Source organism: Mesorhizobium loti (assembly GCF_003148495.1).
Taxonomy (GTDB): Bacteria; Pseudomonadota; Alphaproteobacteria; order Rhizobiales; family Rhizobiaceae; genus Mesorhizobium; species Mesorhizobium loti.
Genome location: NZ_QGGH01000001.1, coordinates 157,892 through 183,383, shown reverse-complemented (window position 1 = coordinate 183,383; position 25,492 = coordinate 157,892). Strand labels below are relative to the sequence as shown.

The 25,492-nt window shown below is 62.3% G+C and carries 21 protein-coding genes; 8 read left to right on the top strand and 13 right to left on the bottom strand.

Features of this window, described 5'->3' with window-relative positions:
- Positions 1–21: 21 nt before the first annotated feature.
- The gene (locus C8D77_RS00915; RefSeq protein WP_109658724.1) at positions 22–609 is read left to right on the top strand and encodes an ATP-dependent DNA ligase; all 588 of its coding nucleotides are present in this window, start codon (positions 22–24) and stop codon (positions 607–609) included.
- Here the strand turns inward: C8D77_RS00915 and C8D77_RS00910 are convergent, their stop codons facing one another.
- The 8 genes from C8D77_RS00910 to C8D77_RS00875 all read right to left on the bottom strand — a co-directional run bounded on the left by C8D77_RS00910 (position 610) and on the right by C8D77_RS00875 (position 6,106).
- Positions 610–855: a hypothetical protein gene (locus C8D77_RS00910; protein WP_109658723.1), complete on the bottom strand. Its 246-nt coding sequence runs from the start codon at positions 853–855 to the stop codon at positions 610–612.
- Positions 856–996: 141 nt separating this feature from the next.
- Positions 997–1,995 (bottom strand): NHL repeat-containing protein, encoded by a 999-nt coding sequence (locus tag C8D77_RS00905; protein WP_109658722.1) that lies wholly within the window; start codon positions 1,993–1,995, stop codon positions 997–999.
- A gap of 84 nt (positions 1,996–2,079) precedes the next feature.
- The gene (locus C8D77_RS00900; RefSeq protein WP_109661131.1) at positions 2,080–2,994 is read right to left on the bottom strand and encodes a hypothetical protein; all 915 of its coding nucleotides are present in this window, start codon (positions 2,992–2,994) and stop codon (positions 2,080–2,082) included.
- Positions 2,995–3,024: 30 nt separating this feature from the next.
- The gene (locus tag C8D77_RS00895) at positions 3,025–3,171 is read right to left on the bottom strand and encodes a hypothetical protein (RefSeq protein ID WP_013529552.1); all 147 of its coding nucleotides are present in this window, start codon (positions 3,169–3,171) and stop codon (positions 3,025–3,027) included.
- A gap of 25 nt (positions 3,172–3,196) precedes the next feature.
- Positions 3,197–3,451: a GlsB/YeaQ/YmgE family stress response membrane protein gene (locus tag C8D77_RS00890; RefSeq protein ID WP_056594910.1), complete on the bottom strand. Its 255-nt coding sequence runs from the start codon at positions 3,449–3,451 to the stop codon at positions 3,197–3,199.
- Between the two features lie 239 nt (positions 3,452–3,690).
- Entirely contained in the window at positions 3,691–3,891 is a 201-nt protein-coding gene (locus C8D77_RS00885) for a hypothetical protein (RefSeq protein ID WP_109661129.1), read from the bottom strand.
- 84 nt (positions 3,892–3,975) lie between these two features.
- Positions 3,976–4,596 carry a ribonuclease D gene (locus tag C8D77_RS00880; protein WP_109658721.1) on the bottom strand — a complete coding sequence of 207 codons (621 nt, stop codon included), beginning with the start codon at positions 4,594–4,596 and terminating at the stop codon, positions 3,976–3,978.
- Between the two features lie 124 nt (positions 4,597–4,720).
- The gene (locus C8D77_RS00875; protein ID WP_109658720.1) at positions 4,721–6,106 is read right to left on the bottom strand and encodes a M20/M25/M40 family metallo-hydrolase; all 1,386 of its coding nucleotides are present in this window, start codon (positions 6,104–6,106) and stop codon (positions 4,721–4,723) included.
- A 421-nt stretch (positions 6,107–6,527) separates the two neighbouring features.
- Between C8D77_RS00875 and polA the strand changes: the two genes are divergently transcribed.
- Positions 6,528–9,485, top strand: coding sequence for a DNA polymerase I (polA, locus tag C8D77_RS00870; protein WP_170136685.1), 2,958 nt, complete (start codon positions 6,528–6,530; stop codon positions 9,483–9,485).
- Positions 9,486–9,667: 182 nt separating this feature from the next.
- Here polA and C8D77_RS00865 read toward each other — a convergent pair whose 3' ends face one another.
- Positions 9,668–10,072 (bottom strand): Fur family transcriptional regulator, encoded by a 405-nt coding sequence (locus tag C8D77_RS00865; RefSeq protein WP_109658718.1) that lies wholly within the window; start codon positions 10,070–10,072, stop codon positions 9,668–9,670.
- A gap of 231 nt (positions 10,073–10,303) precedes the next feature.
- Between C8D77_RS00865 and C8D77_RS00860 the strand changes: the two genes are divergently transcribed.
- From C8D77_RS00860 to amrB, 5 genes are all read left to right on the top strand, one after another.
- Positions 10,304–12,508 carry a caspase family protein gene (locus C8D77_RS00860; protein ID WP_215732030.1) on the top strand — a complete coding sequence of 735 codons (2,205 nt, stop codon included), beginning with the start codon at positions 10,304–10,306 and terminating at the stop codon, positions 12,506–12,508.
- 125 nt (positions 12,509–12,633) lie between these two features.
- Positions 12,634–13,014 (top strand): hypothetical protein, encoded by a 381-nt coding sequence (locus C8D77_RS00855; RefSeq protein WP_109661125.1) that lies wholly within the window; start codon positions 12,634–12,636, stop codon positions 13,012–13,014.
- Entirely contained in the window at positions 13,011–13,718 is a 708-nt protein-coding gene (locus tag C8D77_RS00850; protein ID WP_109658717.1) for a DUF4760 domain-containing protein, read from the top strand. The genes C8D77_RS00855 and C8D77_RS00850 overlap by 4 nt, the downstream gene beginning before the upstream one ends.
- Before the next feature lie 2 nt (positions 13,719–13,720).
- Entirely contained in the window at positions 13,721–16,747 is a 3,027-nt protein-coding gene (locus C8D77_RS00845; RefSeq protein ID WP_245951592.1) for a caspase family protein, read from the top strand.
- Positions 16,744–18,429, top strand: coding sequence for an AmmeMemoRadiSam system protein B (amrB, locus tag C8D77_RS00840; RefSeq protein WP_109658716.1), 1,686 nt, complete (start codon positions 16,744–16,746; stop codon positions 18,427–18,429). The genes C8D77_RS00845 and amrB overlap by 4 nt, the downstream gene beginning before the upstream one ends.
- A 151-nt stretch (positions 18,430–18,580) precedes the next feature.
- Here amrB and C8D77_RS00835 read toward each other — a convergent pair whose 3' ends face one another.
- A complete protein-coding gene (locus C8D77_RS00835; RefSeq protein WP_109658715.1) occupies positions 18,581–20,413 on the bottom strand; it encodes an MORN repeat-containing protein in 1,833 nt (610 codons plus the stop codon).
- Between the two features lie 152 nt (positions 20,414–20,565).
- Positions 20,566–21,660 (bottom strand): trypsin-like serine peptidase, encoded by a 1,095-nt coding sequence (locus C8D77_RS00830; RefSeq protein ID WP_109658714.1) that lies wholly within the window; start codon positions 21,658–21,660, stop codon positions 20,566–20,568.
- Between the two features lie 349 nt (positions 21,661–22,009).
- Between C8D77_RS00830 and C8D77_RS00825 the strand changes: the two genes are divergently transcribed.
- A complete protein-coding gene (locus C8D77_RS00825; RefSeq protein WP_109661122.1) occupies positions 22,010–23,107 on the top strand; it encodes a S1 family serine peptidase in 1,098 nt (365 codons plus the stop codon).
- Between the two features lie 77 nt (positions 23,108–23,184).
- On the opposite strand, the gene mgrA is transcribed toward C8D77_RS00825, so the two are convergent.
- Both mgrA and C8D77_RS00815 read right to left on the bottom strand, forming a co-directional pair.
- The gene (mgrA, locus tag C8D77_RS00820) at positions 23,185–24,231 is read right to left on the bottom strand and encodes an L-glyceraldehyde 3-phosphate reductase (RefSeq protein ID WP_027037752.1); all 1,047 of its coding nucleotides are present in this window, start codon (positions 24,229–24,231) and stop codon (positions 23,185–23,187) included.
- Positions 24,232–24,344: 113 nt separating this feature from the next.
- Complete coding sequence (locus tag C8D77_RS00815) at positions 24,345–25,487, bottom strand: Gfo/Idh/MocA family protein (protein WP_109658713.1); 1,143 nt, start codon at positions 25,485–25,487, stop codon at positions 24,345–24,347.
- Between the last annotated feature and the right edge of the window lie 5 nt (positions 25,488–25,492).

Here is a 25,492-nt window from a genome sequence, read left to right as displayed (position 1 = left end):
CCGCCGGGATCTGGACATCTCATGCGTTTGAAATTCATTCCGCCGATGAAGCCGAAACTTGTAGACAAGCCACCCGCCGGTGACGGCTGGCTCCATGAGATCAAGCTCGACGGCTACCGCACCCAGATCGTGGTCAGCGCGCCTGACGACATCCAGGTCTTCAGCAGCAGTGGTGCTGACTGGACGCGGAAATACACCGGCATCGTCGATGCCGCCCGCGATCTCGGGGTGGAAAACGCCATCATCGATGGTGAAGTCGTCGCCACCAATGCCGCCGGTCTACCGGACTTCCACGCACTCCAGCGCGTCATCCACGCCGACCCCTATGCGATGATCTTTTGCGCCTTCGATCTCTTACACCTCAACGGCCACGACCTCCGCGATATCGGCTGCAAGGCGCGCCGGGAGATGCTCTTCGGCCTGATCCGGCCGGGCAGCAGGATCCAGTTCAGCGAGGCGCTTCCGGGTGATGCCGCCTCGATCTTCTATCTCGTCGGGCAGGCCGGGCTTGAGGGCGTCGTCTCGAAGCGTGCGGACAGCAAATATCGCAGCGGTCCGTCATCGAGCTGGGTGAAGGCGAAATGCTGGAAGCGGCGGCCCACGAAATAGTCACCGCGGCAGCTTTCCAGCCACATAGACCCGATGATGATCCATATTCCCACATTGGGTGCAGCGACAAAACTTGGTGGCGAAGCGAAGGTATTGCTCGCCAGACCGCTTCTTCAGCCTGTCTCGATCGACAGGAGCCTCGTGGCGGCATAGCCCGCAGCGGACGCCCAGGATCCACCATTCGGCGATATCCTCGAACCTGATGGCATAGTAGGGCTTGTCGATGACAATTTCGGTGAGTTCCATTCTGGCGCTCCGTTTCAAGGGATCGCCGCAACGGACCGATTAGGAGCACGTTCCTTTTTCATCCGCAAGCGTTTGGACTGCTATTCCGCCTGCAGCGGTAACGGGTCTCAACGAAATCAAGCACTTGCTTTTAAGGGCGGGTTAAGTCTCGCCGAGTTCGATCATCGAGGGGCCAACCAGCGACGCCAGCGCGAAAAAAGCCATCGGCTGCTCTTCGCAAGTCACCGCGACGACGCTGTTGGACCGGTCGATATCGAGGCCTTTCGGCCCGCCCTCGTCAAAACTGGCCCTGCCCCGCAGGAAGGTTTCTTCATCGAGCACGGCAATAGAGCGCTCGGGCGTGCGACGGCCGTCCCAACCAGTGCCGCGATCATAGACATGCAGCATCGGGCTGCCGGCGTCGGCAACCACGATGTGCCGATCATCGCCCGTAAAGCGCACACCGTGCGGATAGCCGGCATTCTGCAGGATACCGGCCGGTTCACTGTCCGGTCCAAGCGACGCCCACATGCTGTAGATCTTCACATCCTTTGTGCCGTGGCTGCTGACAGCGATCCACTTTCCATCATGGCTGAGCGCAATGCCGTCAGGGATATCGAGACCACGCTTTAGAAGCAGCTGATTGCTTGTAGCGCGATAGCCAAACCACCGGGTGACCACATGCCGGGTGACCAGATGCGCGTAATTGTTGCAGACCAGCAGACTGACGCGGCCGTGCAACTCCTGCCTGACGGCGACGGAGCCCGGCGAATTCAGTTTGTAGGGCCGCCTGCCTCGGATCTGGCGAATGGCCGCGATCTCACGACACTGGCCAGCCGGTTCTTCACGCGGCAGAGCAAATAGCGCAACCAGCCCATCGCGATTGGCGACTGCCAAGGTTCGGTCATCGATGAAATCGAGGCCATGGACTTCACCCATGTCGTCCGACGTCAACTCCATGAAATTGTGAAGTGTGACGCCTGGCCCATCAGGTCCCGTCTCGACGTCGATGCGCAGGATCAGGCAGCGCTTGCGCGCATATCCGGCAATTGCCAGCAGCCGGTTATCAGGCGAAAAACGCAGGTCCTCGGTGCGCCCGATTTCCGCAAGCGCGGCCCGCACGGCATCGCCTGCCTTGAAATCGATCTGGTGTATCGTCATGCGCCTCTCGTTGGCATTGAAGGCCGAAAATCTGTCTCATCGGCCTGGCCCTTGCCAAACCCCTGCCCGGCTTTGATGTCTCGTTCAGATAGGCTCGAACTTCACATCCGGCTGGTCGGGACCGCCGGCTTGCCGCAACAGCGCGAGAATGTCTTCGCCCCTGTCAACCTGCTGTCGTCTCCAGTTCGAGGCGTTCGTCACATGCAGCCAGCCATCGACCACCATGAAAAAATCCTCGGATTGATCATGGCCCGCGCCGAAGCGAAGCGATTTGTTTTCGGCGAACCGAACCAGCGCCGGATCGATCGACCTGTAGAGCACCGGCCAGTTGCCGCCACCGGAATCCATATGAAACTTGTAGCTCGGGGCGAAATCCAGCCGCCGCCGCAACAGGCTTCCATCGAAAAAACAGAACCCGGGCCACAGGAACCAGCCGCCCGGCGTTGGCGTATCGCGCCGCGCGCTGCCGTAGAGGCTTTTGCCCTCCATCCGGGCGCGGATCGAAAATGGTTCAGTCGGAAAGATGTCATGATCGATGAAGCCGAAAAGCCTCGGCCCGAACCTGGGCAAGAAATTCCGCACGATCCAGTTGAGCGCTTGACCGTGCGACCTGCTGACAACCAGCCTGTTCCTCGGCAACGCGACATAGGGGACATGCTGGCGGCGACAAAGGTCGCGGATGGCCTCCCTTGCCTCGTCCTTCTTGCTGTTGTCGAAGACGATGTAGCTGTCATGCTCGGCCAGGTATCGGCGCACGAGGTGGATCTGCCATTCGATCACGTCGGGCCGGTTGAAGGCCACGCTAGCGATGATCGCATCGCGGAAAGCCTGCTCTCGCCCCTGCAATTCGCTGACCGGCGCGGATGTCCTCAGGAAGCAAAATACCCGCCAATGATAGCGTAACAGTGCCTCGCGCCTTGGCGGCCTGTTCAGCCTCTCCCATTCCGCAACGGTAATCCTGGGCTGATCGACGTCTCCCGGAGCGTCAGAAGCCACCATGTCGCGCTCCCGCATCCACCGATCGACGGTTCAGTTCTGCTGGATCGATATGCCCTTGTCGTCGATCTTGAGCTCGACGCCCTTGGGTTTGGTCTGCTCGCGATAGACATAGATACCGAGCGCGATAACCACGACGACGAGCGCGCCAATGACGAGATAGAGCGTATTCTGTTTCATGGCGCGCTCTTTGCGTTGTCGAGCCTCAGGCTCGTTTCAGGACCTTGACCAGCACCAGCAGGATGATGGCGCCGATGGTAGCATGGATGATCGAGGCGAGAATGCCGCCGCCGATGGAGAAGCCGATCCGTGGAAACAGCCAGCCGGCAATGAACGCGCCGACGATGCCGACGATAATGTTGCCGATCAGACCGAAGCCGAAGCCGGAAACGATAAGACCGGCGAGCCAACCGGCGATGGCACCGATGATGATGAAGACGAGCAGGCTTTCGACACCCATAGCGATTTCCTCCGAGCAAGAGGGCGACGGCGGAACGGAAAGCTCCGAATCGGCCTCGATATCAACAGCTTCAAGCTATTCGAAAGCGGCCGGCCTCGCCAGCGGCGCGCTCACTAGAGTAATTCCAGGAAAAGTATAAAGCGGTTTTCCCGGGAAAAGCGCGTAGCGCTTTCCCTAGAGGATTGCGTCAAAACAAAGAGTTAGAGCAGCTCGCCGTTTCCGTGAAACGGTGAACTGCTCTAATCGTCACCGTCGCTTGCGGCAGGCCGCCAACTGGTCGGCTCGACCTTCTTTTGCGTGTGACTGTCGGTGTAGACCCACCAGCCGTCGTCGCGATATTGCGCGATGGATTCGTTGATCACGCCGTCGCTGTCCTTCCACGTGACAGAGACCTTGGAGCCGTCGGTCGGCGCGGTCGCTATGGACTTTCTGTCCGTCATGTCATCCCCCATTTGAGCCGACAAAACGCGGCAGCCTGCATCTGGTTCCAACCGGCCATCGGCAGCAGCTCGCGGAGACGACCGTCAGCTATGGGCGAAGATATCCTCTTCGTCCCAGCCCATCAGATCGAGTTTGGCACGCGTCGGCAGGAAGCGGAAGCAGGCATCGGCCTCCTTGGTCCGCCCATCGCGCGCCAACCGTCCGGCCAGCACATCGCGCAACCGGTGCAGATAGAGCACGTCGGAAGCGGCATATTCGAGCTGTTCGGGCGACAGCGTTTCGGCCGCCCAGTCTGACGATTGCTGCGCCTTGGACAGGCCGACGCCGAGAAGCTCGAAGCAGATATCCTTCAGCCCGTGGCGGTCGGTGTAGGTGCGGGTCAGCCGCGAGGCGATCTTGGTGCAGAACACCGGCTCGGGCATCACGCCGAACGCATTGTAGAGCACGGCAAGGTCGAAGCGTCCGTAGTGGAACAGCTTGGTTATGCCGCGGTTCCTCAGCAGGCTGACGAGGTTCGGCGCCTTCTTCTGGCCGGGCGCGATCTGGATGACATCGGCGCTGCCGTCACCAGGCGAAATCTGCACCACGCACAGCCGATCGCGATGTGGGTTGAGCCCCAGCGTCTCGGTGTCGATGGCCACTGCCCCGACATTGTAGTGCGAGAGGTCGGGCAGATCATGCTTGTGGAAACGGATGTCGGCCATTGTCTTCTCCGGTCGAGCCTTGCGCGTCCCTTGACCCGCAAGGGACGCTATAGCGCTTCTGTCTTGTGGCCCGTCCTCGCCGCGATCCGCTGAAAAATCAACAGGAAAACGAGGGTCCCGCCGCTCAGCGCGTCAAGGCATCGAGAATCCGCGCCCAGGAGCGCTGGCCCTTGTGGAAGGAGCTGAGCTCGTATTTCTCGTTGGGCGAGTGGATGCGGTCGTCGTCGAGGCCGAACCCGACCAGGAGCGATTCCATGCCGAGATAGGTCTGGAAGTCGCCGACCACCGGAATCGACCCGCCGCTGCCCGTCGTCACCGCCGGCTTCGGCCATTCGTCGGACAGCGCATCCTTGGCCTTGGCCAGGAACGGCGAATCGTAGGAAAGCTGGATTGCCGGCGAGCCGCCATGCGGGTGGAATTCGACCGAGCAGTCGGCCGGAATCCGTTCCTTGACGAATTTCTGGAACGCCGCTCGGATTTTCTTGGGATCCTGCTTGTGGACGAGGCGGAAGGAGACTTTTGCCGAGGCTTCCGCCGCGATCACCGTCTTGAAGCCCTTGCCGGTGTAGCCGCCGATGATGCCGTTGAACTCGGCCGTCGGCCGCGCCCAGGTGAGTTCCAGCACCGAGCGCCCCTTTTCGCCCGACGGGATCGACAGGCCGACTGGTCCGAGGAACGTCTCGGCCGTCTCGCCAAGCGTCTCCCAGGATTTCAGGATCTGCGACGGCGTTTCCTCGACCCCGTCATAGAAACCGGGAATGGTGATGTGGCCGTCCTTGTCGTGGATATCGGCCAAAACCTTGACCAGGATGCGGATCGGGTTGGCGGCAGCACCGCCATAGAGGCCGGAATGCAGGTCACGGTCGGCGGCCTTGATCGTGATCTCCTCGCCGACCAGCCCGCGCAATCCGACGCAGATCGACGGCGTATCGCGGTCCCACATGCCGGTATCGCAGACCAGCGCGAAATCGGCCTTGAGTTCGTCGGCATTGGCCTCGAGGAACGGCTTCAGCGACGGCGAGCCGGATTCCTCCTCGCCCTCGAACAGGATGGTGATGCGGCAGGGCAGATTGCCGTGCACCTGCTTCCAGGCGCGGCAAGCCTCGACGAAGGTCATCAACTGGCCCTTGTCGTCGGCCGAGCCGCGTCCCGTGATCACCTTGTGGTCCGGTCCGACCTCCTTGACCGCGGGCGCGAACGGATCGCTTTCCCACAATTCGATCGGGTCGACCGGCTGTACGTCGTAATGACCATAGAACAGCACATGCGGCGCACCCGCCGGCCCGTCGTGATGGGCGACTACCATCGGGTGTCCCGGCGTATCACGCACGCTGGCGTCGAAGCCGATCAGCTTGAGTTCGGCCACCAGCCATTCCGCCGCCTTGCGGCAGTCGGCGGCATAGGCCGGATCGGTTGAGATCGACTTGATCCTGAGCAGGCCGAACAGGCGTTCGAGGCTCTGGTCGAGATTCTTGTCGAGACGGTCGAGGACGGGGGAAACTGCGGACATGTGTGAAGCCTTTCGATTCAGAACCGGAACCGTAAAGGCAGGACAGGAAAACGAAAAGTCCGCGATCGTTGGACCACGGGCTGCAAACGTCTGTCTGAGGTAAAAAAAGACCGCCGTGGTGGAGGGGGAACCACGGCGGCCTTCTACTCGAAACGATGCGGCAGCCCGGAGAGGGGGGATAGGCTGCCGCAGGTGTCCGGGATAGGCGGGGGACGGGCCTTGCTCCGGACTCGGCGAAAACTGCCGATGACCTTTATTTGTGTCTTTGAACGTGGCGATTCAAGGGCACGAAAATTACACTTTTGTAACATGGCCGTGAGCGGGGTGGCCTGTCAGCGGTCTGTCAGGGTGTTGCCGGAACCGATATTTGAAGCCGCCTTTGGCATGGACCAAGCCGCCGCGCCGCGCTATCCCTGCCGACATGAAAAAAGGCGATCATCTCTTCCTTATCGACGGCTCCGGCTACATCTTCCGTGCCTATCACGCGCTGCCGCCACTGACCCGCAAATCCGACGGTCTGCCGGTTGGGGCCGTTTCCGGCTTCTGCAACATGCTGTGGAAGCTGATGCTCGACGCCCGCAACACCGATGTAGGCATTGTGCCGACGCATTTCGCCGTCATTTTCGACTATTCGTCGAAAACCTTCCGCAACGACCTCTACCCCGAATACAAGGCCAACCGCTCGGCCCCGCCGGAAGACCTGATCCCGCAATTCGGCCTGATCCGCCAGGCGACCAGGGCGTTCAACCTGCCTTGCATCGAGATCGAAGGCTACGAGGCCGACGATCTGATCGCCACCTATGCCAGGCTTGCCCGTGAAGCAGGCGGCGACACCACCATCATCTCCTCCGACAAGGACCTGATGCAGCTGGTCGGCGACACGGTCGGCATGTACGACCCGATGAAGGACCGCCAGATCGGCATTCCGGAGGTCATCGAGAAATGGGGCGTGCCGCCGGAGAAAATGGTCGACCTGCAGGCGCTGACCGGCGATTCCGTCGACAATGTGCCTGGTGTGCCCGGCATCGGGCCGAAGACGGCGGCACAACTGCTCGAGCAGTTCGGCGACCTCGACACGCTGCTGGCCCGCGCCGGCGAGATCAAGCAGGACAAGAGGCGCGAATCCATCATCGCCAACGCCGACAAGGCGCGTATTTCGCGTCAGTTGGTGACGCTGATGAACGACGTGCCGGTGGCCGAGGGGCTGGACGATTTCGTCCTGCATGCGCCGGACGGACCGAAGCTGATCGGCTTCCTCAAGACGATGGAATTCACCTCGCTGACCCGCCGCGTGGCGGAGGCGACCAGCACCGAGGTCGGTGACGTCCAGGCCGTCGCGGTGACCGTCGAGCGCGCCGATAACGCGCATGGCCCCGATGTCGGTGCTGGAGCTTCCAGCGAGGCGCGACCTGCCGGGACCGGCCAAGACGGCGCGGCAGACGGGGCGCCGGGCACCGAGAAACCCATCAGCGGCGACACCCCTTCCCTGCTCGCCGCGCTGCGTCTGGAGCGTGCGGCCACCCGCAAGATCGATACATCGGCCTATCACTGCATCCGCGATGTCGCGACCTTGAAAGCTTGGGTCGCGGAGGCAACCGGGACTGGCCTTGCCGCTTTCGACGTCAGGGCGACGTCGGCCGATCCGATGCAAGCCGAGTTGATCGGCATATCCATCGCCACGGCGCCCGGCCGCGTCGCCTACATTCCTTTCACCCACAAGAGCGGCAACGGCGACCTGCTCGGCGGCGGCGTGGTCGAAAACCAGATTCCTCTCCGCGAGGCGCTGGCCCTGCTGAAACCGCTGCTGGAAGACAGGTCGGTTCTCAAGATCGCGCAGAACCTGAAATACGATCTTGTCGTCATGAGCCGCTATGGCATCGATGTTGCGCCGTTCGACGACACCATGCTGATCTCCTACGTGCTCGATGCCGGCACGCCCCATGGTCACGGCCTGGACTCGCTTGCCGAGAAATGGCTGGGTCATACCCCTCTCCTGCTCAAGGACGTCACCGGCTCCGGCAAAAGCTCCGTCGGTTTCGATCAGGTCGACATCGACAAGGCGACCGCTCATGCCGGCGAAGACGCCGATATGACGCTGCGGCTCTGGCTGGTGCTGAAACCGCGGCTCGCCGCCAAGGGGCTGGTGTCGGTCTATGAGCGGCTGGAACGGCCGCTGGTGCCGGTGCTGGCGCGCATGGAACAGCGCGGCATCTCTGTCGACCGGCAGATCCTGTCGCGGCTGTCAGGCGAACTGGCGCAGGGCGCCGCCCGGCTGGAAGAAGAAATCTATCAGCTCATCGGCGAGCGCATCAACATCGGCTCGCCAAAACAGCTCGGCGACATCCTGTTCGGTCGCATGGGTCTGCCCGGTGGCTCTAAAACCAAGACCGGCCAGTGGTCGACCTCGGCGCAACTTCTCGAAGACCTCGCCGCCGAGGGCCATGAACTGCCGCGCAAGATCGTCGACTGGCGCCAGCTGACCAAGCTCAAGTCGACCTATACCGATGCGCTGCCAGGCTTCATCCACCCCGACACCAAGCGCGTCCACACCTCCTACGCGCTGGCCGCGACGACGACGGGACGCTTGTCATCCTCCGACCCGAACTTGCAGAACATTCCGGTGCGCACCGCCGAAGGTCGCAAGATCAGGACCGCCTTCATCACCGACAAGAGCCATCGGCTGGTCTCGGCCGACTACAGCCAGATCGAGTTGCGCGTCCTCGCCCATGTCGCCGAGATTCCGCAACTGCGGCAGGCCTTTGCCGACGGCGCCGACATCCACGCTATCACTGCGTCGGAAATGTTCAATGTGCCGGTCGAGGGCATGCCTTCGGAAGTCCGCCGCCGCGCCAAGGCGATCAATTTCGGCATCATCTACGGCATTTCGGCCTTCGGTCTCGCCAACCAGCTGTCGATCCCGCGCGAGGAAGCGAGCAACTACATCAAGAAATACTTCGAGCGCTTCCCCGGCATCCGCGACTACATCGAGGAGACCAAGGCCTACGCTCGCGAGCACGGCTTCGTCGAAACCATCTTCGGGCGCCGCATCCATTACCCGGACATCCGCTCGTCGAACCCGTCGCTGCGCGCTTTCAACGAGCGCGCCTCTATCAACGCCCGCCTGCAAGGCACTGCCGCCGACATCATCCGCCGAGCCATGATCCGCATGGAGGAGGCGCTGGAAAAAGCAGACCTTTCGGCACGCATGCTGCTGCAGGTGCATGACGAACTGATCTTCGAGACCGTCGAGGCCGAAGTCGAGGCGACGATCCCGGTCGTGCGTCATGTCATGGAAAACGCGGCGATGCCTGCGGTATCGATGTCGGTGCCGCTACATGTCGACGCGCGCGCCGCCAACAACTGGGACGAGGCGCATTAGTCTAGCGCCACCTCAAGGTGTGTTGAGATTCAGGTCAGGCCGGGCCGAAAATGATGGCTCCCGAGAACCGGAGCGGAGCGTACTTTTGGGTACGTGAGCGCAGTTCTACCGCGACGCGGTAGAACGGGGAAGCGCAGGACACCGCCGTTTGCAGGCCGGCATCACCTGAATATCAACGCACCTTAGGCAGCTTCGGCCAGGCACTTGGCACACGTCCCGCGAAACTCGATCACCGCCTTCTTGGCGGCGAAGCCGGTGGAGCGCACCCATTCGTCCAACTGGTGGCCGACATCGTGGTCGGACATTTCGGTGACTTGCCCGCAAGTATCGCAGATGGCGAAAGCGGTCATCGAGTGGCTGTGGTCGTGCGGCTCGGCACAAGCGACGAAGGAGTTGATGCTCTCCAGCCGATGCACAAAGCCGGACTTCACCAGCGTGTCGAGCGCGCGATAGACCTGCAGCGGCGCACGAAAGCCCCGCTCGCGCAACTGGTCGAGCAAGGTATAGGCGCTAAGCGGCCCGCTGGCGGTCTCGAGTTTCTCGAGCACGCACAACTGGTTCTTCGTCAGCACATCCCTTGCCGCCATGATCCTGTTTCCAACTCGTCTTGCGTCAATTGCAAGCCATTTCCGCACGCAAACGGCCTGATCCCATTCAGATAGCGACGAACCGTTGTCTTTGCTACTCTTCTGTTGTTGTCCCGGGCCAATCGATCACGTGCGGGCACATTTAATGGCGGAGCGATATTCAAAATACTGACAAAATCCTCGACGAGGATAGTTTCGCTTGGGAAATTCGATCGGGCTTGGGGAAGCAATATGATCAAATTGACACGCCGGACGCTGCTTGTCGGCACGTCCGCGGTGACGATGGCCGGCATGGTGTCGTTCCGGGCCATGGCCGCATCGCGCACTTACCATGCCCTGCTGGTGGCCTGTACCGAATATCCTGCCCTGCCGCAGAGGAACTGGCTTATCGGGCCGAAGAACGATGCCGGCCTGGTGCACGAGTATCTCCTGAAGAACGTGCCCGACCCGGTGCGGTTCGCGCCGGAAAACGTTACGCTGCTCGCCAAAGATGTGCCCGGCGCCAAAGGCTTGCCGACCCATGCGGCAATCAAGGCGGCACTCGCCGACCTCGCAGCCAAGGTGCAGCGCGACGATTTCGTCTACCTGCATCTGTCCGGTCATGGCGCCCAGCAACCGCAGAGGGCCAAGGGCGATGAGACAGACGGGCTCGACGAGATCTTCCTGCCCGTCGACATCGAAAAGTGGATCAACCGTGATGCCGGCGTGCCGAACGCGCTGGTCGACAACGAAATCGGCGACGCGCTCGACGCCATCCGCAACAAGGGCGCCTTCGTCTGGGCCGTGTTCGACTGCTGCCATTCCGGCACTGCGACCCGCGCCGTCGAAGTCGATGACGAGCTGGAGCGCAAGGTCGAGTTCGCCGACCTGGTCGGCGGCAACGAGGCGGAGCGGGCCGCTGCAATCAAGGCCTATGACGAGGTGACCTCGGCAGCCGGCTCGCGCGGCGTCGACGACAACGGCACGCGCAAGCCCGCCTTCAACCTGACCCCGACCGGCGGCGAACCGATCACCAAGGGCAAGCTGGTCGCCTTCTATGCCGCGCAGACGGTGGAGACGACGCCGGAAATGCCGCTGCCCAAGGGCACGGCGGATGCGCCCCGGTTCGGCCTATTCACCTTCACCATTCTGTCGAAACTGGCCGAGAATCCCAACGTCACTTATCGCCAGCTCGGCCAGGCCGTGCTCCAGCAATATTCGGCCGACAGCCGCACCCGGCCGACGCCGCTGTTCGAAGGCGAACTGGACGCACGGGTGTTCGGCACCGACAAGACCGACGGGGTCATGCAGTGGCCTGTCGTCATCAAAGATGGCGAGGCGACGATCGGCGCCGGGCTGCTGCACCGCCTCACCCCCGGCAGCAAGCTCGCCATACTGCCTTCGGCGCTGTCGCCGCTTTCCGACGCGGTCGGTTATCTCGAAGTGCAGTCAGCCAAGAACCTGGAAAGCCGCGTCAAGCCGGTCGAGTTCGACAAGAAGCCGGCGCTCAAAGTCGCCGACATTCCCGCCAATGCCTATGCGCGGGTGGCGGAGATCGCCGTCGACTACAAGCTCGTCGTGGCGCGTCCGGCTGCCACCAAGGGACTTGAGAAGGAAACCGCGCTGGTCAATTCGGTTCTCGACGAACTGGCCACGGCCAAGGAGACAGGCTTCAACATCGAGCTGGTCGAGCCCGGCAAAAGTGCCGAGCTTCGCTTTGCGGTGATGCGCGAGAATGCTGTTCCCGGCGCCGCCAAGGATGCGACCGACAAGCCGGCGCTGTGGTTCCTGCCGGCGTCGGGCGACGTGACCCTGAAGGACGGCAGCAAGCCGCCGCTGATCATCATCCACATGGATGACCGTCAGAAGCTGGTCGAGGCAACAACCAGGAACCTGCGCACTATCTTCCGCGCCACCGGGCTTTCGCGGCTGGCGGCGGCCTCCGACTACAAGCCCGAGGACGTCGACGTCCAGTTCCAGGTCAAACGTCGCGACAAGGATGGCCTCGAACCGCTGCAGGCTTCGGTGGTGCCGCGCGTCTGGCCGGGCGACGAAGTGCATGTGCTGGCCAAGAACAGCTCGGACCTTCTGGTCGACATCAACGTGCTCTATGTCGGCAGCGACTATTCGATCACTCATATCGTTGCCGAACGCCTCGCCCCGCAGGCCACGCTCGAGGAGGGGCTGCTGGCCTTCACCGACACCAGCTTCGGCATGGAACGGATGATCGCGGTTTTGACCGAGGCGCCGCCGGAGAGCGAGAAGGAGGATCTGGGCTTCCTGGCGCAGGACGGCGTCGCCTCGGCGACACGCGGAACAGGCTCCTCCGGCTTCTCCGACATGCTGACCGATCTCGGTATGGCGCCGGCAACCCGCTCGGTGATGCGACTTGCCGACAAGAGTGGGCCGAAAGGCGCGGTGATGATCTTCCCGATGGAAACGGTACCACGCGTCTGAGCGGATGCCGGCGCCAAAGCCTCACGGCCATGTTGCGCCGGCTCTTGCGCGATCGGTGCGATATGAGAACATTCCCGGCCGCAGCCTTGGCGCATGACGGTCGGATGAAACGGATAGGATCGATTGTGAAGAATTCTGTGTTTTCCTGGCGTGGAACGGTGACCGGCCTTGCCGGCAGCCTGTTGCTGATCGCCAACGCTTCGGCTGACGAGGCCTGCGGCCTGTGCGTCAAGCAGATCGTCACCAACTCGGAACTGGCGACGTGTTTTCTCGATCAGTACGACCAGATCGCCAAAAGCGGCAGCGGCGCCGTTGTCGTCGATCTCAGCAACTGCGCCTCGCGCGGCGTCGTCGAAGCCTTGCCGTCACCGAACAAGGGGGCGGCGGAGCCCGACGTACAGTTCATGATTTCGCGCCTGCAGTTGCAATGCCTGAAAAAGAAGCTGGAGGCGCCAGGCATCGTGCTTGATCCCTCCGCCACCATTGAACTGGACACCTGCGGATGAAGAAACCGGCGGGCAACACCAGGCAAACAGCAGCAGCCGCGCCCGCAAAGGCGCCGGCCGGCAAACCGGCGCTGCCGGAAACCACCGAAGGCTTTCCGTGGCCGAGCAGCCACGAGATCAAGAAGGAGAGCAATCCCTTCACCGACCGCGACTGGCGCATGCTGATCTATGCCTGGTCGGGCCTGGCAGTTCGTCTCGCCATCATCTTCACCTTGATGTTCTCGATCTATCAGTTCCTGGCCAACCAGGAGCAGAAGCGCGTCGAGCAGACCATGTCACTGGTCGAACTCTGGGAAAACAAGGACTACCAGCAGGCGCAGCGTGCCCTGAAGGATCGTCTGACGGCCCTCAACGCCAAATATGACAATCTGCTCAGCGCCAACCCCTCGCCGACCGAGGAGCAGGTGTTCCGGCAACGGATCGGCATCGAGGCGATGACCGCCTCCGGGGGCGACATGCCGCTCGCCGATTTCAGCGAGAATTTCGACCGCATCGTCTATTTTCTCAACCGCCTGTCCTTCTGCGTCGACGGCGACCTGTGTTCGCGCAAGGTGACCGACGCCTATTTCCGCGACTATGCCGTCTCCTTCTGGAGCTATTTTGCCGGCTACATCGACAAGCAGCGCAAGGCGGGTTCCCCCACTTTCGCCTCGGCAATCGAGGTCTATGTGCGCAATGGGCCGCCCACGGCCGAAGCCAAATAGCGATGAGAAAACCCGGCCTCCGCCTGATGCGCACCTGTCGCTGGCTGGCCATGGCCGGGGCTTTGATTGCGAGCTCGGCGGCCCGTGCAGAGGACGCACCGGATTTCCACCTCGATCTCGACACCGGTGGGCACAGTGCGCAGGTCACCGACCTCGCCTTTACGCCTGATGGCGAGGACATCGTCTCGGCATCCAATGACAAGACCATCCGTGTCTGGGACTGGCAGAGCGGAGTGACTCTACGCACCATTCGCGGCTATCTCGGCAATGGCAGCGACGGCAAGATCTTCGCGGTCGCGATCTCGCCCGACGGCAAAACGATCGCCGCCGGCGGCTATTTCGGCGCCAGCCTTGGTGACAAGCCGCCCTATGGCGACATCAGATTGTTCGACTTCGCCACAGGCAAGATGAAGGCGGTGCTCAGGGCCGCCGACTACGCGACCTACGATCTCGCTTTTTCTCCCGATGGCAAGACGCTGGCTGCCGGTGGCGCCGACGGCGTCGTCTATCTCTGGCGACCAGACGAGAAATCCGCGAGCGGCTGGACGCTGGACAAGAAGCTCGACGCCGATTCCTGGCACATCGACAAGCTCGCTTTCGCCGCCGCGGGAACCCGGCTGGCAGCGACCACCACCGACAACGGCATCCGGCTCTGGGACGTCGTGAAGGGCGAAGAGATCGCACTGCCTGACGAAGTCGAGCCGTTGCGGGACATCAGCGTGATGGCGCTGGCCGTTTCGCAGGACGGCAGCCTGTTTGCCACCGGTAGTAAGGATGGGCTGGTACAGCTCTGGCGGGCTGCTGACGGCACGCTGGTGCGCGCCATGCCGACGCAGGATTTCCTCATCGGCTCGCTGACCTTTGCCAAGGGGTCGCGGTTGGTCGCCTCCTGTGGCTATCGCTGTGCCGACAAGCACCGTTCCATCGTCTGGAACACCGACACCGGCGAGAAGGTGCTCGACTACACCGGCCATGACGGCACGGTCTATGCCAGCGCCGCCAATGCCGATGGCTCGCTGGTGGCGACGGCTGGCGGCACGCGCAACGCCATCCAGGTCTGGGACCCCGCGACCGGTGAGCGTAAGGCCCTGTTGCAGGGAATGGGCGAACCGGTGACCGCGGTCGGCATCGATGCGGCGAACGACGTCATCGCCTGGGGCAACGCCAACCCTTGTCCCGATCGCGTGGCCTGCCCCGAACAGCAGGGCGTGCTGGACAACACACTGGCGCTGCCGACCACCGAACGGTTCTTCGAGGATCCGCAGCCGTTGACGGAGCCAGCCTCATTTGCGCGTGCCACGCTGGCCGACGGCCAGTGGTCGCTCCGCGTCACGGCGGGCGGTAAGGACGCGCTGGAAAATGCCGTGCTGGAGATCGTCAATGGCGGCAAAATGGTGCGCGGCATCGAGAACGACGCCACCAATGGCTTTGTCCATTCGGCCTATACGCTGATCGACAAGGGCCTCGGCCTGATCACCGGCGGCAATGACGGCACGCTGATCGAGTACAGAACGGCGACCGCGAAAGTGTCGGGCGAGTTCACCGGCCACACCGGTGAGATCAACGCCATGGTCGCCTCGCAGAAGACCGGCCTGCTGGTCACCGGCAGCGCCGACCAGACGCTCAGACTGTGGAACCTGAAGACGCATGAGCTGATCGTGTCGATGTTCTTTGCCGGCTCGCAATGGATCGTCTGGATGCCGCAGGGTTACTACTATTCCTCCGACGAGGGCGACAAGCTGATCGGCTGGCAGGTCAACCAGGGCCGCGACCATGAAGGCCGCTTCATCCGCGCGGGCCAGTTGAAGAAATACCTGTGGAGCCCGGAAATGGTGCGCCGGGCGATCATCCTGCGCAGCGCCAAACAGGCGGTCAAGGAGATGCGGCCGGGCGTCGACAACGAATTGCAGAAGCTGCTGCAGCGCAAGCCGCCGGAGTTCGCCATCCGCGTGGCAGACGACCAGAGCAAGGTCCGCGACGGTTATGTCGCCGTCGAGATATCAGGCGCCAAAGAGGCTGGAACGGATGTCGCAGGCTTCTCGATCCTGTCGAACAGCCGCAATGTCGGCGATGTCACCGCCCGCTCGGTGGATGGCAACAGCACCATTGTCGAGATACCGGTCGAGAACGGCGAGAACACCATCCGCATCACCGGCACCAACGAATTTGGCTATCTGACCGAACGCAGCGTGACGGCACTGGCGAGAAAGACCGAGAAGGCCGAGGCCAAGGGCAAGCTCTATGTCGCGGTCATCGGCGTCGACAAATATCCGTTCCTGACCGATGCCTGTTCGGGCCGCGCCTGCGACCTGCGCTACCCCGTCGATGACGCCACCGAGTTCCTCAAGGTGATCTCGCAGAAATCGGCGCCGCTGTTCTCGTCGATGGAAACGCTGGTTCTGGTCAACCGCGAGGCGCTCGACGAGAGCCCCGACAAGGCCAAGCAGACCTACGCCGTCGCCAGTGCCGACAACATCATGGAGCCCGACTCCGACACCATCGACGACCAGCTCGCCGATTTCCTCGACAGGCCGGGCGAGCACGACACCACCATCATCTTCGTCGCCGGCCACGGCATCAACATCGACGAGGACTATTATTTCATCCCGACCGACGGCCGCAAACAGGATGCCGAGCGCTGGAAGCGTTCGTCGCTTGTCGACTGGTCGGATATCCAGAAATCGGTCGAGCGGGCAAAAGGCATGCGCTTCATGCTGCTCGACACCTGCCATGCCGCCAACGCCTTCAATCCACGCCTGGAAAAAGACGCGCAGGACGCACGCATCGTGGTGTTTTCGGCGACCGCCGCCAACAACACTGCCGCCGAACTGCCGGAACTCGGCCACGGCGTCTTCACCTATTCGATCCTTGAAGGCTTGCGCGGCAAGGCCAGGACTTCGGACGGCGGCGTCACGCTGTTCGGCCTTGCCGACTATATTTCGCGCGAAGTGGTGCGGCTGACGTCGTCGAAGCAAAAGCCGTTCTACTATGTCGGCGGCGTAGAGAACATTGTGCTCGCCGAGCCATGATTGCCCGCCTGCTGACGACTATCGCCTTTTCGTTGATTGTCAGCGGCGCGGTACACGCCGCGCCTGTCGTCTGCCCACCGGGCACCGATAACTTTCCGCCCTTCTACGACGACGCCACTTTGTTCAAGGATGCCATCGCCAGCGTCGCCGATGTCGAGCCATCCAACCAGCGGCTGACCGGCATCACCGTGCCGCACCATCTGCTGGCCGCCGATCTGGTGGCGCTCGGTTTCCGGGCGGCGTCCGGCTTCCGCTACAAGCGCATCGTTATCCTGTCGCCGGACCATTTCCACAAGACGCACAAACTCTACGCCACCTCATTGCGCAGCTTCGACACCGTGCTTGGCCCAGTGGCGGCCGACACCGATGCCGTGCGGCGGCTCGAGACGAACAGCGACATGGTCGAGGAGTCCTGCCTGTTCGACAAGGAGCACGGCGTGCGCGCCATGCTGCCTTTCCTGCATCACTATTTCCCCGAGGCGAAAATCGTGCCCGTGGCAATGTCGGTCAAGACGCGCCGCGGCGACTGGGACAGGCTGGCCGAGGCTTTGAAGCCGATTGTCGACAAGGACACACTGATCGTCGAATCCACCGACTTCTCGCACTATCTGCCGCAGCATGACTCCAGGCGCTTCGACCAGCAGTCACTGAACATGCTGGCCGCCGGTTCGCTCGACGGCATAGCAGCACTTCGCCAGCCCGATCATGCCGATTCCGTCGGCGCGCTCTACATCCAGACCAGGCTGCAGCGCGAGCTGTTCGGCGCCCAGCCGCTGGTCGTCGCCAATGAGAACTCGCAGGAGCATACGTCCGACTATGTCGAGCGGACCACCAGCTATGTGGTAGCGCTGTTCGGCGCCTTCGGCCCCGGCTTCAACAACCCGGCGCGGCCAAAGGACAGAATCTACTACCTCGCCGGTGACATGAATTTCGGTCGCGCCATGAAGAAGATACTGGTCCGCGACGGTGTTGCCGACCGGATCGTCGACAGCGTTCTGGCCCTGACCGGATCGCGGCCGCTGATCGTCAACCTCGAAGGCGTCATCTTGCCCAACGTGCCGGAAGCGATCGACGACATGACACTGGCGATGCCGCAAGACCTGGCTGGCTACATGCTGAAGCGGCTGCATGTCGCCGGCGTCGGGCTCGCCAACAATCACGCCTATGATCTCGGACCATCCGGCTATATGGAGACCCTGCGTGCACTGGATGAAGCCGGCATTCCCCATTTCGGCCAGGGTGAGACGCTAGCGCTCGCCGATATCGATCTTGTCGGCCTGACCGACATCGACACCAACGGCTCCAAGAACACCGACCTTATCACCCCTGCCCTGCTCGACCGACTGCTGCACGAGGATGCCGAGCGGCCGGTCGTTGCCTTCGTCCATTGGGGCCGCGAGTACAAGACCGGGCCGTCGGAACGTGAAGACATGCTTGCCGACCAGATGCGGCTGCGCGGCGCTTCAGTCATCGTTGGCAGCCACCCACATGTATCGAGCGAGGCGATCGTCCCGCTGGCCGGCGGCGACGTGGCGGAGGTCTATTCGCTCGGCAATTTCCTGTTCGACCAGAGCGCCGAACGGTCGTCCGGATCGATGCTGGAACTGCGCGTCTTCGCCCAGGGCACGATCTTCACCAGGCTCATTCCGCTTCCCAACTATTTCGAGATGGGCAGAAAATAAACGCTCCCAAGGTGTGTTGAGATTCAGGTCAGGCCGAGCCGAGAATGGTGACCTTCGAGAACCGGAGCGGAGCGTACTTTTGGGTACGTGAGCACCGGAAGCGCAGGTATCAGCCATTCGCAGGCCGGCATCACCTGAATCTCGACATACCCTAACCGCAGCCGACCATGTCGCGCGGCAAATAGCAGGCTGCCGGCTCGGTCTTGGTCTCGAACAGCGACTGCTTCGGCCGGAAATAGAAGAAGGTGACCGGCTTGCTCTCGCGCACGCTGCCATCGGCAAAATGCGCGGCAATGCTGAAGCGGTGGATCGACGACATTGACGACCACATCTTCAGCCGCGCCGTATAGGCGCTGATCTTCTTGTTGCCGCGCACCGGCATGGGGATGGTGTAGTCATGCTTGCCGATCGGAAACTCGATGTTCTGGTAGCGCATCGCTTCCGGCGTGCCGCCGCCGCCGTCGCCGCATTCGGCCATCGATTCCGGCGTCTCGAAGACCGCCATGGTGATGGAGGCGCGGAACGGTTCACTCTGCTGGTAGACATGACCTTCGTCATCCGACCAGGAATAGTCGAACTTGCCGATCGCATTCAGCGTCATCGCCTGTTGCATATTGCCGAGATAATCGGCGACCTCGCCGAACTTAACCTTATTGGTCAACTGGCTGCGGCAGACATTGAGACTGTCCACCGAGGGACAGGGAAAACGCCCCGTCTCCAGGCCGGCCGTGTCGACGCCGGCCTCGGTGAGCACGCTCTTGACCGACACGTCGACACCGTCGCCGAAACTGCCGATGTCCTTGCTGTACATGCGGCTTGGCTTGCCGGTCGGATTGCCCTCGTCGTCAACCGCGGTGAACTGGATAGACATCTTCATGTCCTTGGCGTCACCCCAGCCGTTGTTGATGATGGAGAAATCCGGCCGGAAGCCGACGCAGCCGAAATGCTCCGATATCGACAGCATCGGCTTGCGATACGCATCGCTGGCGGCGACCTTCATCTCCAAGCTGTCGAGCTTGACCTTGGACTGGTCAGTGGTCTTGAGATCGACTTCGGCAAAGGCCGGCGCATCCCCCCAATCCGAGCCTTCATAGACATTGCCGGTGGCGACCTGGCCGGTGCCGCTCCAGCTGTCGTTGTACTGGTCGGACTGCGGATAGATCGCGATGTCTTCGTCACGCACCAGATGCTGGTACTGCATGTCGGATTGCTGGGTCATGCGCTGGTCGACCGCCACGCCGATCTCGACCTTGTCGGCATCGCCGCCACCGGTCTGCGCCTTGATGAGCCCGCCGACCCTGGCATCGGCCAGCATGTCGGGACGCGAGCCGCCAACCTCCTTGCCCCTTGCCCATTGCGAGTCGTAGACCGTGCCGCCGGCCAGCCGTGTGCGGCCCTTGCCGTTCTTCAAGCCGTCGACGAATGAGCCGACAAAAATCTCTCCGGTCCTTGACAACAACCGCCCCTCGCCATTCGGCACGCCGGCGACGAACTGTCCTTCATAGCGATTGCCGTCGGCATCGACATGGACGCCTTTTCCGTTGAGTTTCCCGGCAAGCCAATGCCCGTCGAAAACCTCGCCGGAGCGCAGCTCGAGCCGGCCTTGCCCGTCGGGCCGGCCATTCCTGATGTCACCGAAATAGCTGAAATAGATGGTTTTGGGATCATAGCTCGCCGAGCCGCGCACTCGCCACACCAGCCTGCCCTTGCCATTGATGGTGCCGTCTTCGGCAATCGTCCGGTCAGGCGACTGGCCCGCCGCCGGCTCCCAGACGAAGTCGAGGTTCTTTTCCGGGTGGAAGTCCCACACCCGCACGGTCCGGCGCAGCACCGAGCGCGTGTCTGCCTGGTAGAGGATCTGCACCCGTTCCGCCCAGGCACCGCTGGCAGGGGCGGGTATGGGATCGGCAAAGGCCGGCGAAAGCACCAACGCGACCAGCATCGATGCGGCCGCGATCCCGAACACTGCTTTTGCCCGCGCCATCCCAAAAACCCCTTTGGATGCCAACCCCTTGGCCCCTCAAGCGTAGTCGGCGAGCCGGCCTCGTGCAAGAGAAGCAGCGCAGGAAGCATCGGCACGAAAAAAGGCGGCGGGATTGCTCCGCCGCCTTTGTCTCCGCCGCGAATGCGCGGCGACTATTTATACAGGCTGTTGATCCACTGGATGTTGGCAGCATTCAGGCGCACGGCGGTGTTCGCGTCGGGGCTTTCCGCCACGTTGACGCCGGTGATGATGCGCTGCTTGGAGTTGTTGTCATAGGCGTAGACCGAGCTGCCGCTCGACCCCGGGAACGTGTCGCAGTCGTACTGGAAATATTCCGGGGCGATGTTCTCGGCATGCACTTCGCAGCTTGCCTTCCACATCGTGCCCATCGGCTTGTCGCCGGGATAGCCGACGAGGTTGGCGGTGAAGTCGCCGAGATCGTCATAGTTGGCATAGCCCAGCCAGCCGAGGTTGGTGCCGACATCCTGCTTCAGCGTGATGATGCCCAGATCCCACGGGATCACCGAGCCATAATAGCCCTGGTAGTTGTCGATGAAGCCTTGCAGCACATAGGCGCTTTCAAAGGTGAAGGCGCCGAACGGTGCGTCATCGGCAGTGCTGCCGTTGAGGCCAGGCACGAACAGATATTCGGAGAGCCAGTCCTTGTCCTCATGGCTGTAGAGGCAGTGCGCTGCGGTCAGCACCGTGCGCGGGCCGATCAGTGTTGCCGAGCAGCTGCCGTAGCTGCCCGTCTTCGGCGATTTGGCTTCGAGATAGCCGATTGCCGAGAACGGATAGGTCTTGGTATTCTTGACCTGCTCGCGATCGTCGGCGCCGAAAACCTGGCGGCCGGCTTCGCCTTCACCAAGGTCAGGATCTTCTGTCTTGCGCGGACCACCTTCGGTTCCATTGGCCGGCGCGTTCAGTTCCTTGATGATGAGGTCCCGCAGCGCTTCGCTCGGCTCGATCTTGATTTCCTTGCCATCGGCGGACCGTCCGACGATGCCATAGGATTTGACAGCCGCTGCCTCGTCGGTAATCGGCGCGGCGCGATTGTCTTCGTCAGTCAGCTGCGGTGGTGCGATTGGCTTTGCCCGCCCGGGCTTGTAATCGCCTGAAGTCGCGTCCCGCATGCTTTCGCCATTGCCGGCACTGGCGGAGCCAGGATCGGCGGCGAAAACCGGGACGGCCCACATTGCGGTGGAAAGCAATGCGGACGCAATGAGTGCGTTTGTCAGTTTTGTCATGGTGAGACTCTCCCAAAAGTCAGCAAGGACTGGATCAAAATACAGAAATATTGTCGAGATCGTGGTGAAGTCGAAAAATGAATTTGGTTACCGGCGCCTGAACCTGATCATCACCCCATGCGGTCTGTCGAAGGCCCCCGCCAAAGACACCCGCGCGGATATATTGCCTAAATTAATACAACATTGGAATGACAAATCGCTTCCACGTAGCCCGTGGGGGGCTATAGGGTTTTGAGTGGGTTCCGCAACGGAACGCGATCCGCGAAGCAACGCCTGCTTGCCGGCGACTGTTTCGTTGATCATGCGCCAGGGCTGGCTCGTTCGGGAACGTGTCTCAGGAGGATTTCAGGTGCACATCATCCATCGGTTCAGGCCGATCGCCGCCGCGTCTTTGCTCGGCATCGCTGCGGCTCTTGTGGCCGCCAACACTGCCCAGGCGGGCGAAGGCGCCGCCCGACCGGAGGCAGCGGTCTCGCCAATGAAACGCGTGACGGAAGCCAGGGCGAAGGCCGCGGCGGAGAATCCCGACGGCGCCGATCGCGTCTATGGCGGCAACCAGGCCGAAAAGGGTGCCTATCCGTTCCAGGTCGCGCTGCTCACCACCGACAGGCTGGACGAGAACCCGGCCTCGCAGGCCAATGCCCAATTCTGCGGCGGCAGCCTGATCGCCCCGCAATGGGTGCTGACGGCAGCACACTGCCTCAACGACAATGGCCAGCCGATTTCACCAGACTCCGTCACCGTGCTGACCGGCGCCACCGAGCTCAGCGAGGGCAAGCGCCACAAGGTGGTGGAAGTCATCGTCAATGAAGGCTACAGCGAGCAGACGCTCGACAATGATCTCGGCCTGCTCCGACTTGCCGAGCCGGCCGATGCGCCGACCATCAAGGTCACCCATGACGCAACGCCCGACACCGGCAAGACGACGGTCACCGGCTGGGGCAAGATGCAGGATGGCACCTTTCCAACCACGCTGATGGTTGCCGACCTTGATCTCCAGCCGAACACCGCCTGCAACAGCGGCATCAAGGCCATCTATGCGCATGATCTGAAGGCCGCACTTGGCGATCTGTCCCGCCGTATGCGCTATTCGGAAAAAGGCATCGACGCGGCCGCCAATGCGATCGCAGCCGACATGACCGACCCGCTGACTGGCAACATGATCTGCGCTGGCACCACCAGCGGCGTGCGCGATGCCTGCAACGGCGACAGCGGCGGCCCACTGTTCATGACCGGTGCCGAAGGCCCGGTCCAGGTCGGCGTCGTCAGCTGGGGCGAAGGCCCGGCGGACGGCAGTGCGGCCTGCGGCCACAAGGACGCCTACGGCATCTACACGCGGCTCGCCAACTACACCGGCTGGATCGAGACGAAGATCAAAACCTCTGGCCCGGCGCCTGCCAAACCCAAGCCGGGACTGGGCACGGCGCAGAAGCCGAATACGCCCTGAACCATGGCCACTTTGCCTTCACATGAAAAACGGCGGGAGGTCCCGCCGTTTTTATTTTGCCGGCTTATCGAGCGGGCTTATTTCCTTGGCGGGCCTTTGCGCTCGGCCGAAGCCGCCCACAGATTGATGTCGGATTCGCGCGCATAGGTATCGATCTCGGCGAGTTCGGCATCGCTGAAGTCGAGCACCTTGAGCGCGCCAACGCAGTCCTCGACCTGCTCCGGCCGGCTGGCGCCGATCAGCGCCGAGGTCACCCTGCCCTTGCGCAGCACCCAGGCCAGCGCCATCTGCGCCAGCGTCTGCCCGCGCTTGCCGGCGATGGCGTCAAGCGCCTTGATGTTGGCGATGGTCTTGTCGTTGATGAACGCTGTCTTCAGCGACTTGCCCTGGGAAGCACGGCTGCCGTCGGGAATGCCGCCGAGATACTTGTCGGTCAACATGCCTTGCGCCAGCGGCGAGAACACAATCGAGCCGACGCCGAGCCCTTCGAGCGTGTCGAGTAGGCCGTCTTCCTCCACCCAGCGATTCAGCATCGAATAGCTCGGCTGGTGGATGACGCAAGGCGTGCCAAGCTGCTTCAAGATATCGGCGGCCTCGCGCGTGCGCTGCGAATTGTAGGACGAGATGCCGGCATAGAGCGCCTTGCCCGAGCGCACGGCATGGTCGAGCGCGCCCATGGTCTCTTCCAGCGGCGTGTCGGGATCGAAACGGTGCGAATAGAAGATGTCGACATAGTCGAGACCCATCCGCTTCAGGCTCTGATCGAGGCTGGCAAGCATGTATTTGCGCCCACCCCATTCGCCGTAGGGCCCGGCCCACATCTCGTAGCCGGCCTTGGTCGAGATGATCAGCTCGTCGCGGTAGGCGGCGAAGTCGGTGCGCAGGATCTCGCCAAAAGCGGTCTCGGCCGAGCCGGGCGGCGGACCGTAATTGTTGGCGAGGTCGAAATGCGTGATGCCGAGATCAAAGGCCTTGCGCGCGATCGCCTGCTTGGTCTTGTGCGGCGTGTCGTTGCCGAAATTATGCCATAGGCCCAGCGAGATCGCCGGCAGCTTCAGGCCGGAGCGGCCACAGCGGTTGTAGATCATTTTCTCGTAGCGGTTTTCGGCGGGCGTGTAGGGCATAGGAAAATCCTCAAATGGAAGCGAGCCACGCATCGCGGCAACGCGGCGAGTCGGCTCTGCCCCTCACCCTTACCCTCTCCCCGTCGGAACGGGGAGAGGGTTAGGCGTGCTGCCTACTTCTTCTTTGCCAAAAGCTCTTTGGCTTCCTTGACGCCCAGTGCGGCCGGCCGTTCGCAGGTGGTCTGCATGGCGACGAACTTGCCGGTTTCGCCGGAGCGCAACAGGCCGGTCATCACGTCGACCGCATGCAGCGCCAGTTCCATCGAGCAGCGGTGTGGCCGGCCTTCGGCGATAGCAAGCGCCATGTCGGCGAGGCCTGATGTGCGGTAGTTGGCCATCATGCCTTGTCCATGCATTTCATTGGGGACACCGAACGGGTGCGGCCAGTTCGGCAGCTTCTTGACCGGCTTGGCAGAGTTCGTGAAGCGCACGTCGCCGCCGAAGAAATTCGGATCCTGCACGAACACCGTACCCGCCTCGCCATAGAGCTCCATCGGCGCGTGGCCGTGGGCCCAGACGTCCCAGCTGGTGTTGAGCGTTACCACGGCGCCGTTTTCGAACTCCAGCACACCGTGGATGGTCGTCGGCGTGTTGACCGGAATCTTTTCGCCCGCGCGAGGCTTCGAGCTGATGGTGCGCTCCTTGGCCGGCGTCGAAACAAAGGCCGCGACCTGCTTTATCGGCCCGATCAACTGGATCAGGTTGGTGATGTAATAAGGCCCGATATCGAGCACGGGGCCAGCGCCTGGCTGGAAGAAGAAGTCCGGGTTGGGATGCCAATGCTCCATGCCGTGACCCATCACGTGGCAGGTGCCGCTGGTGATCTTGCCGAGCTTGCCGGTGTCGATCAGGTTGCGCACCAGTTGGTGCGCGCCGCCGAGGAAGGTGTCTGGCGCCGAGCCGATGCGCAGGCCCTTTTTCTCCGCCCGCTTCTTCAGATCGAGCCCTTCCTTGACCGACAGCACGAACGGCTTTTCCGAATAGACGTGCTTGCCGGCGTCGAGGATCTGCTTCGAGACCTCGTAGTGCACAGCCGGGATGGTCAGGTTGACGATGATGTCGATATCGTCGGCCTTAAGCAGGTCTTCGACGGTTTCGGCGCGCAGCTTGAACTCCTTCGCCCGCGCCTTGGCCGCTTCCATATTGATGTCGGCGCAGGCACGCATCTCGATGCCGCGGAACAGCGGCGCCAGCGAGAAATACGCCTTCGAGATGTTACCGCAGCCTATGACGCCGATGCCAAGTTTCTTTGCCATGCTGA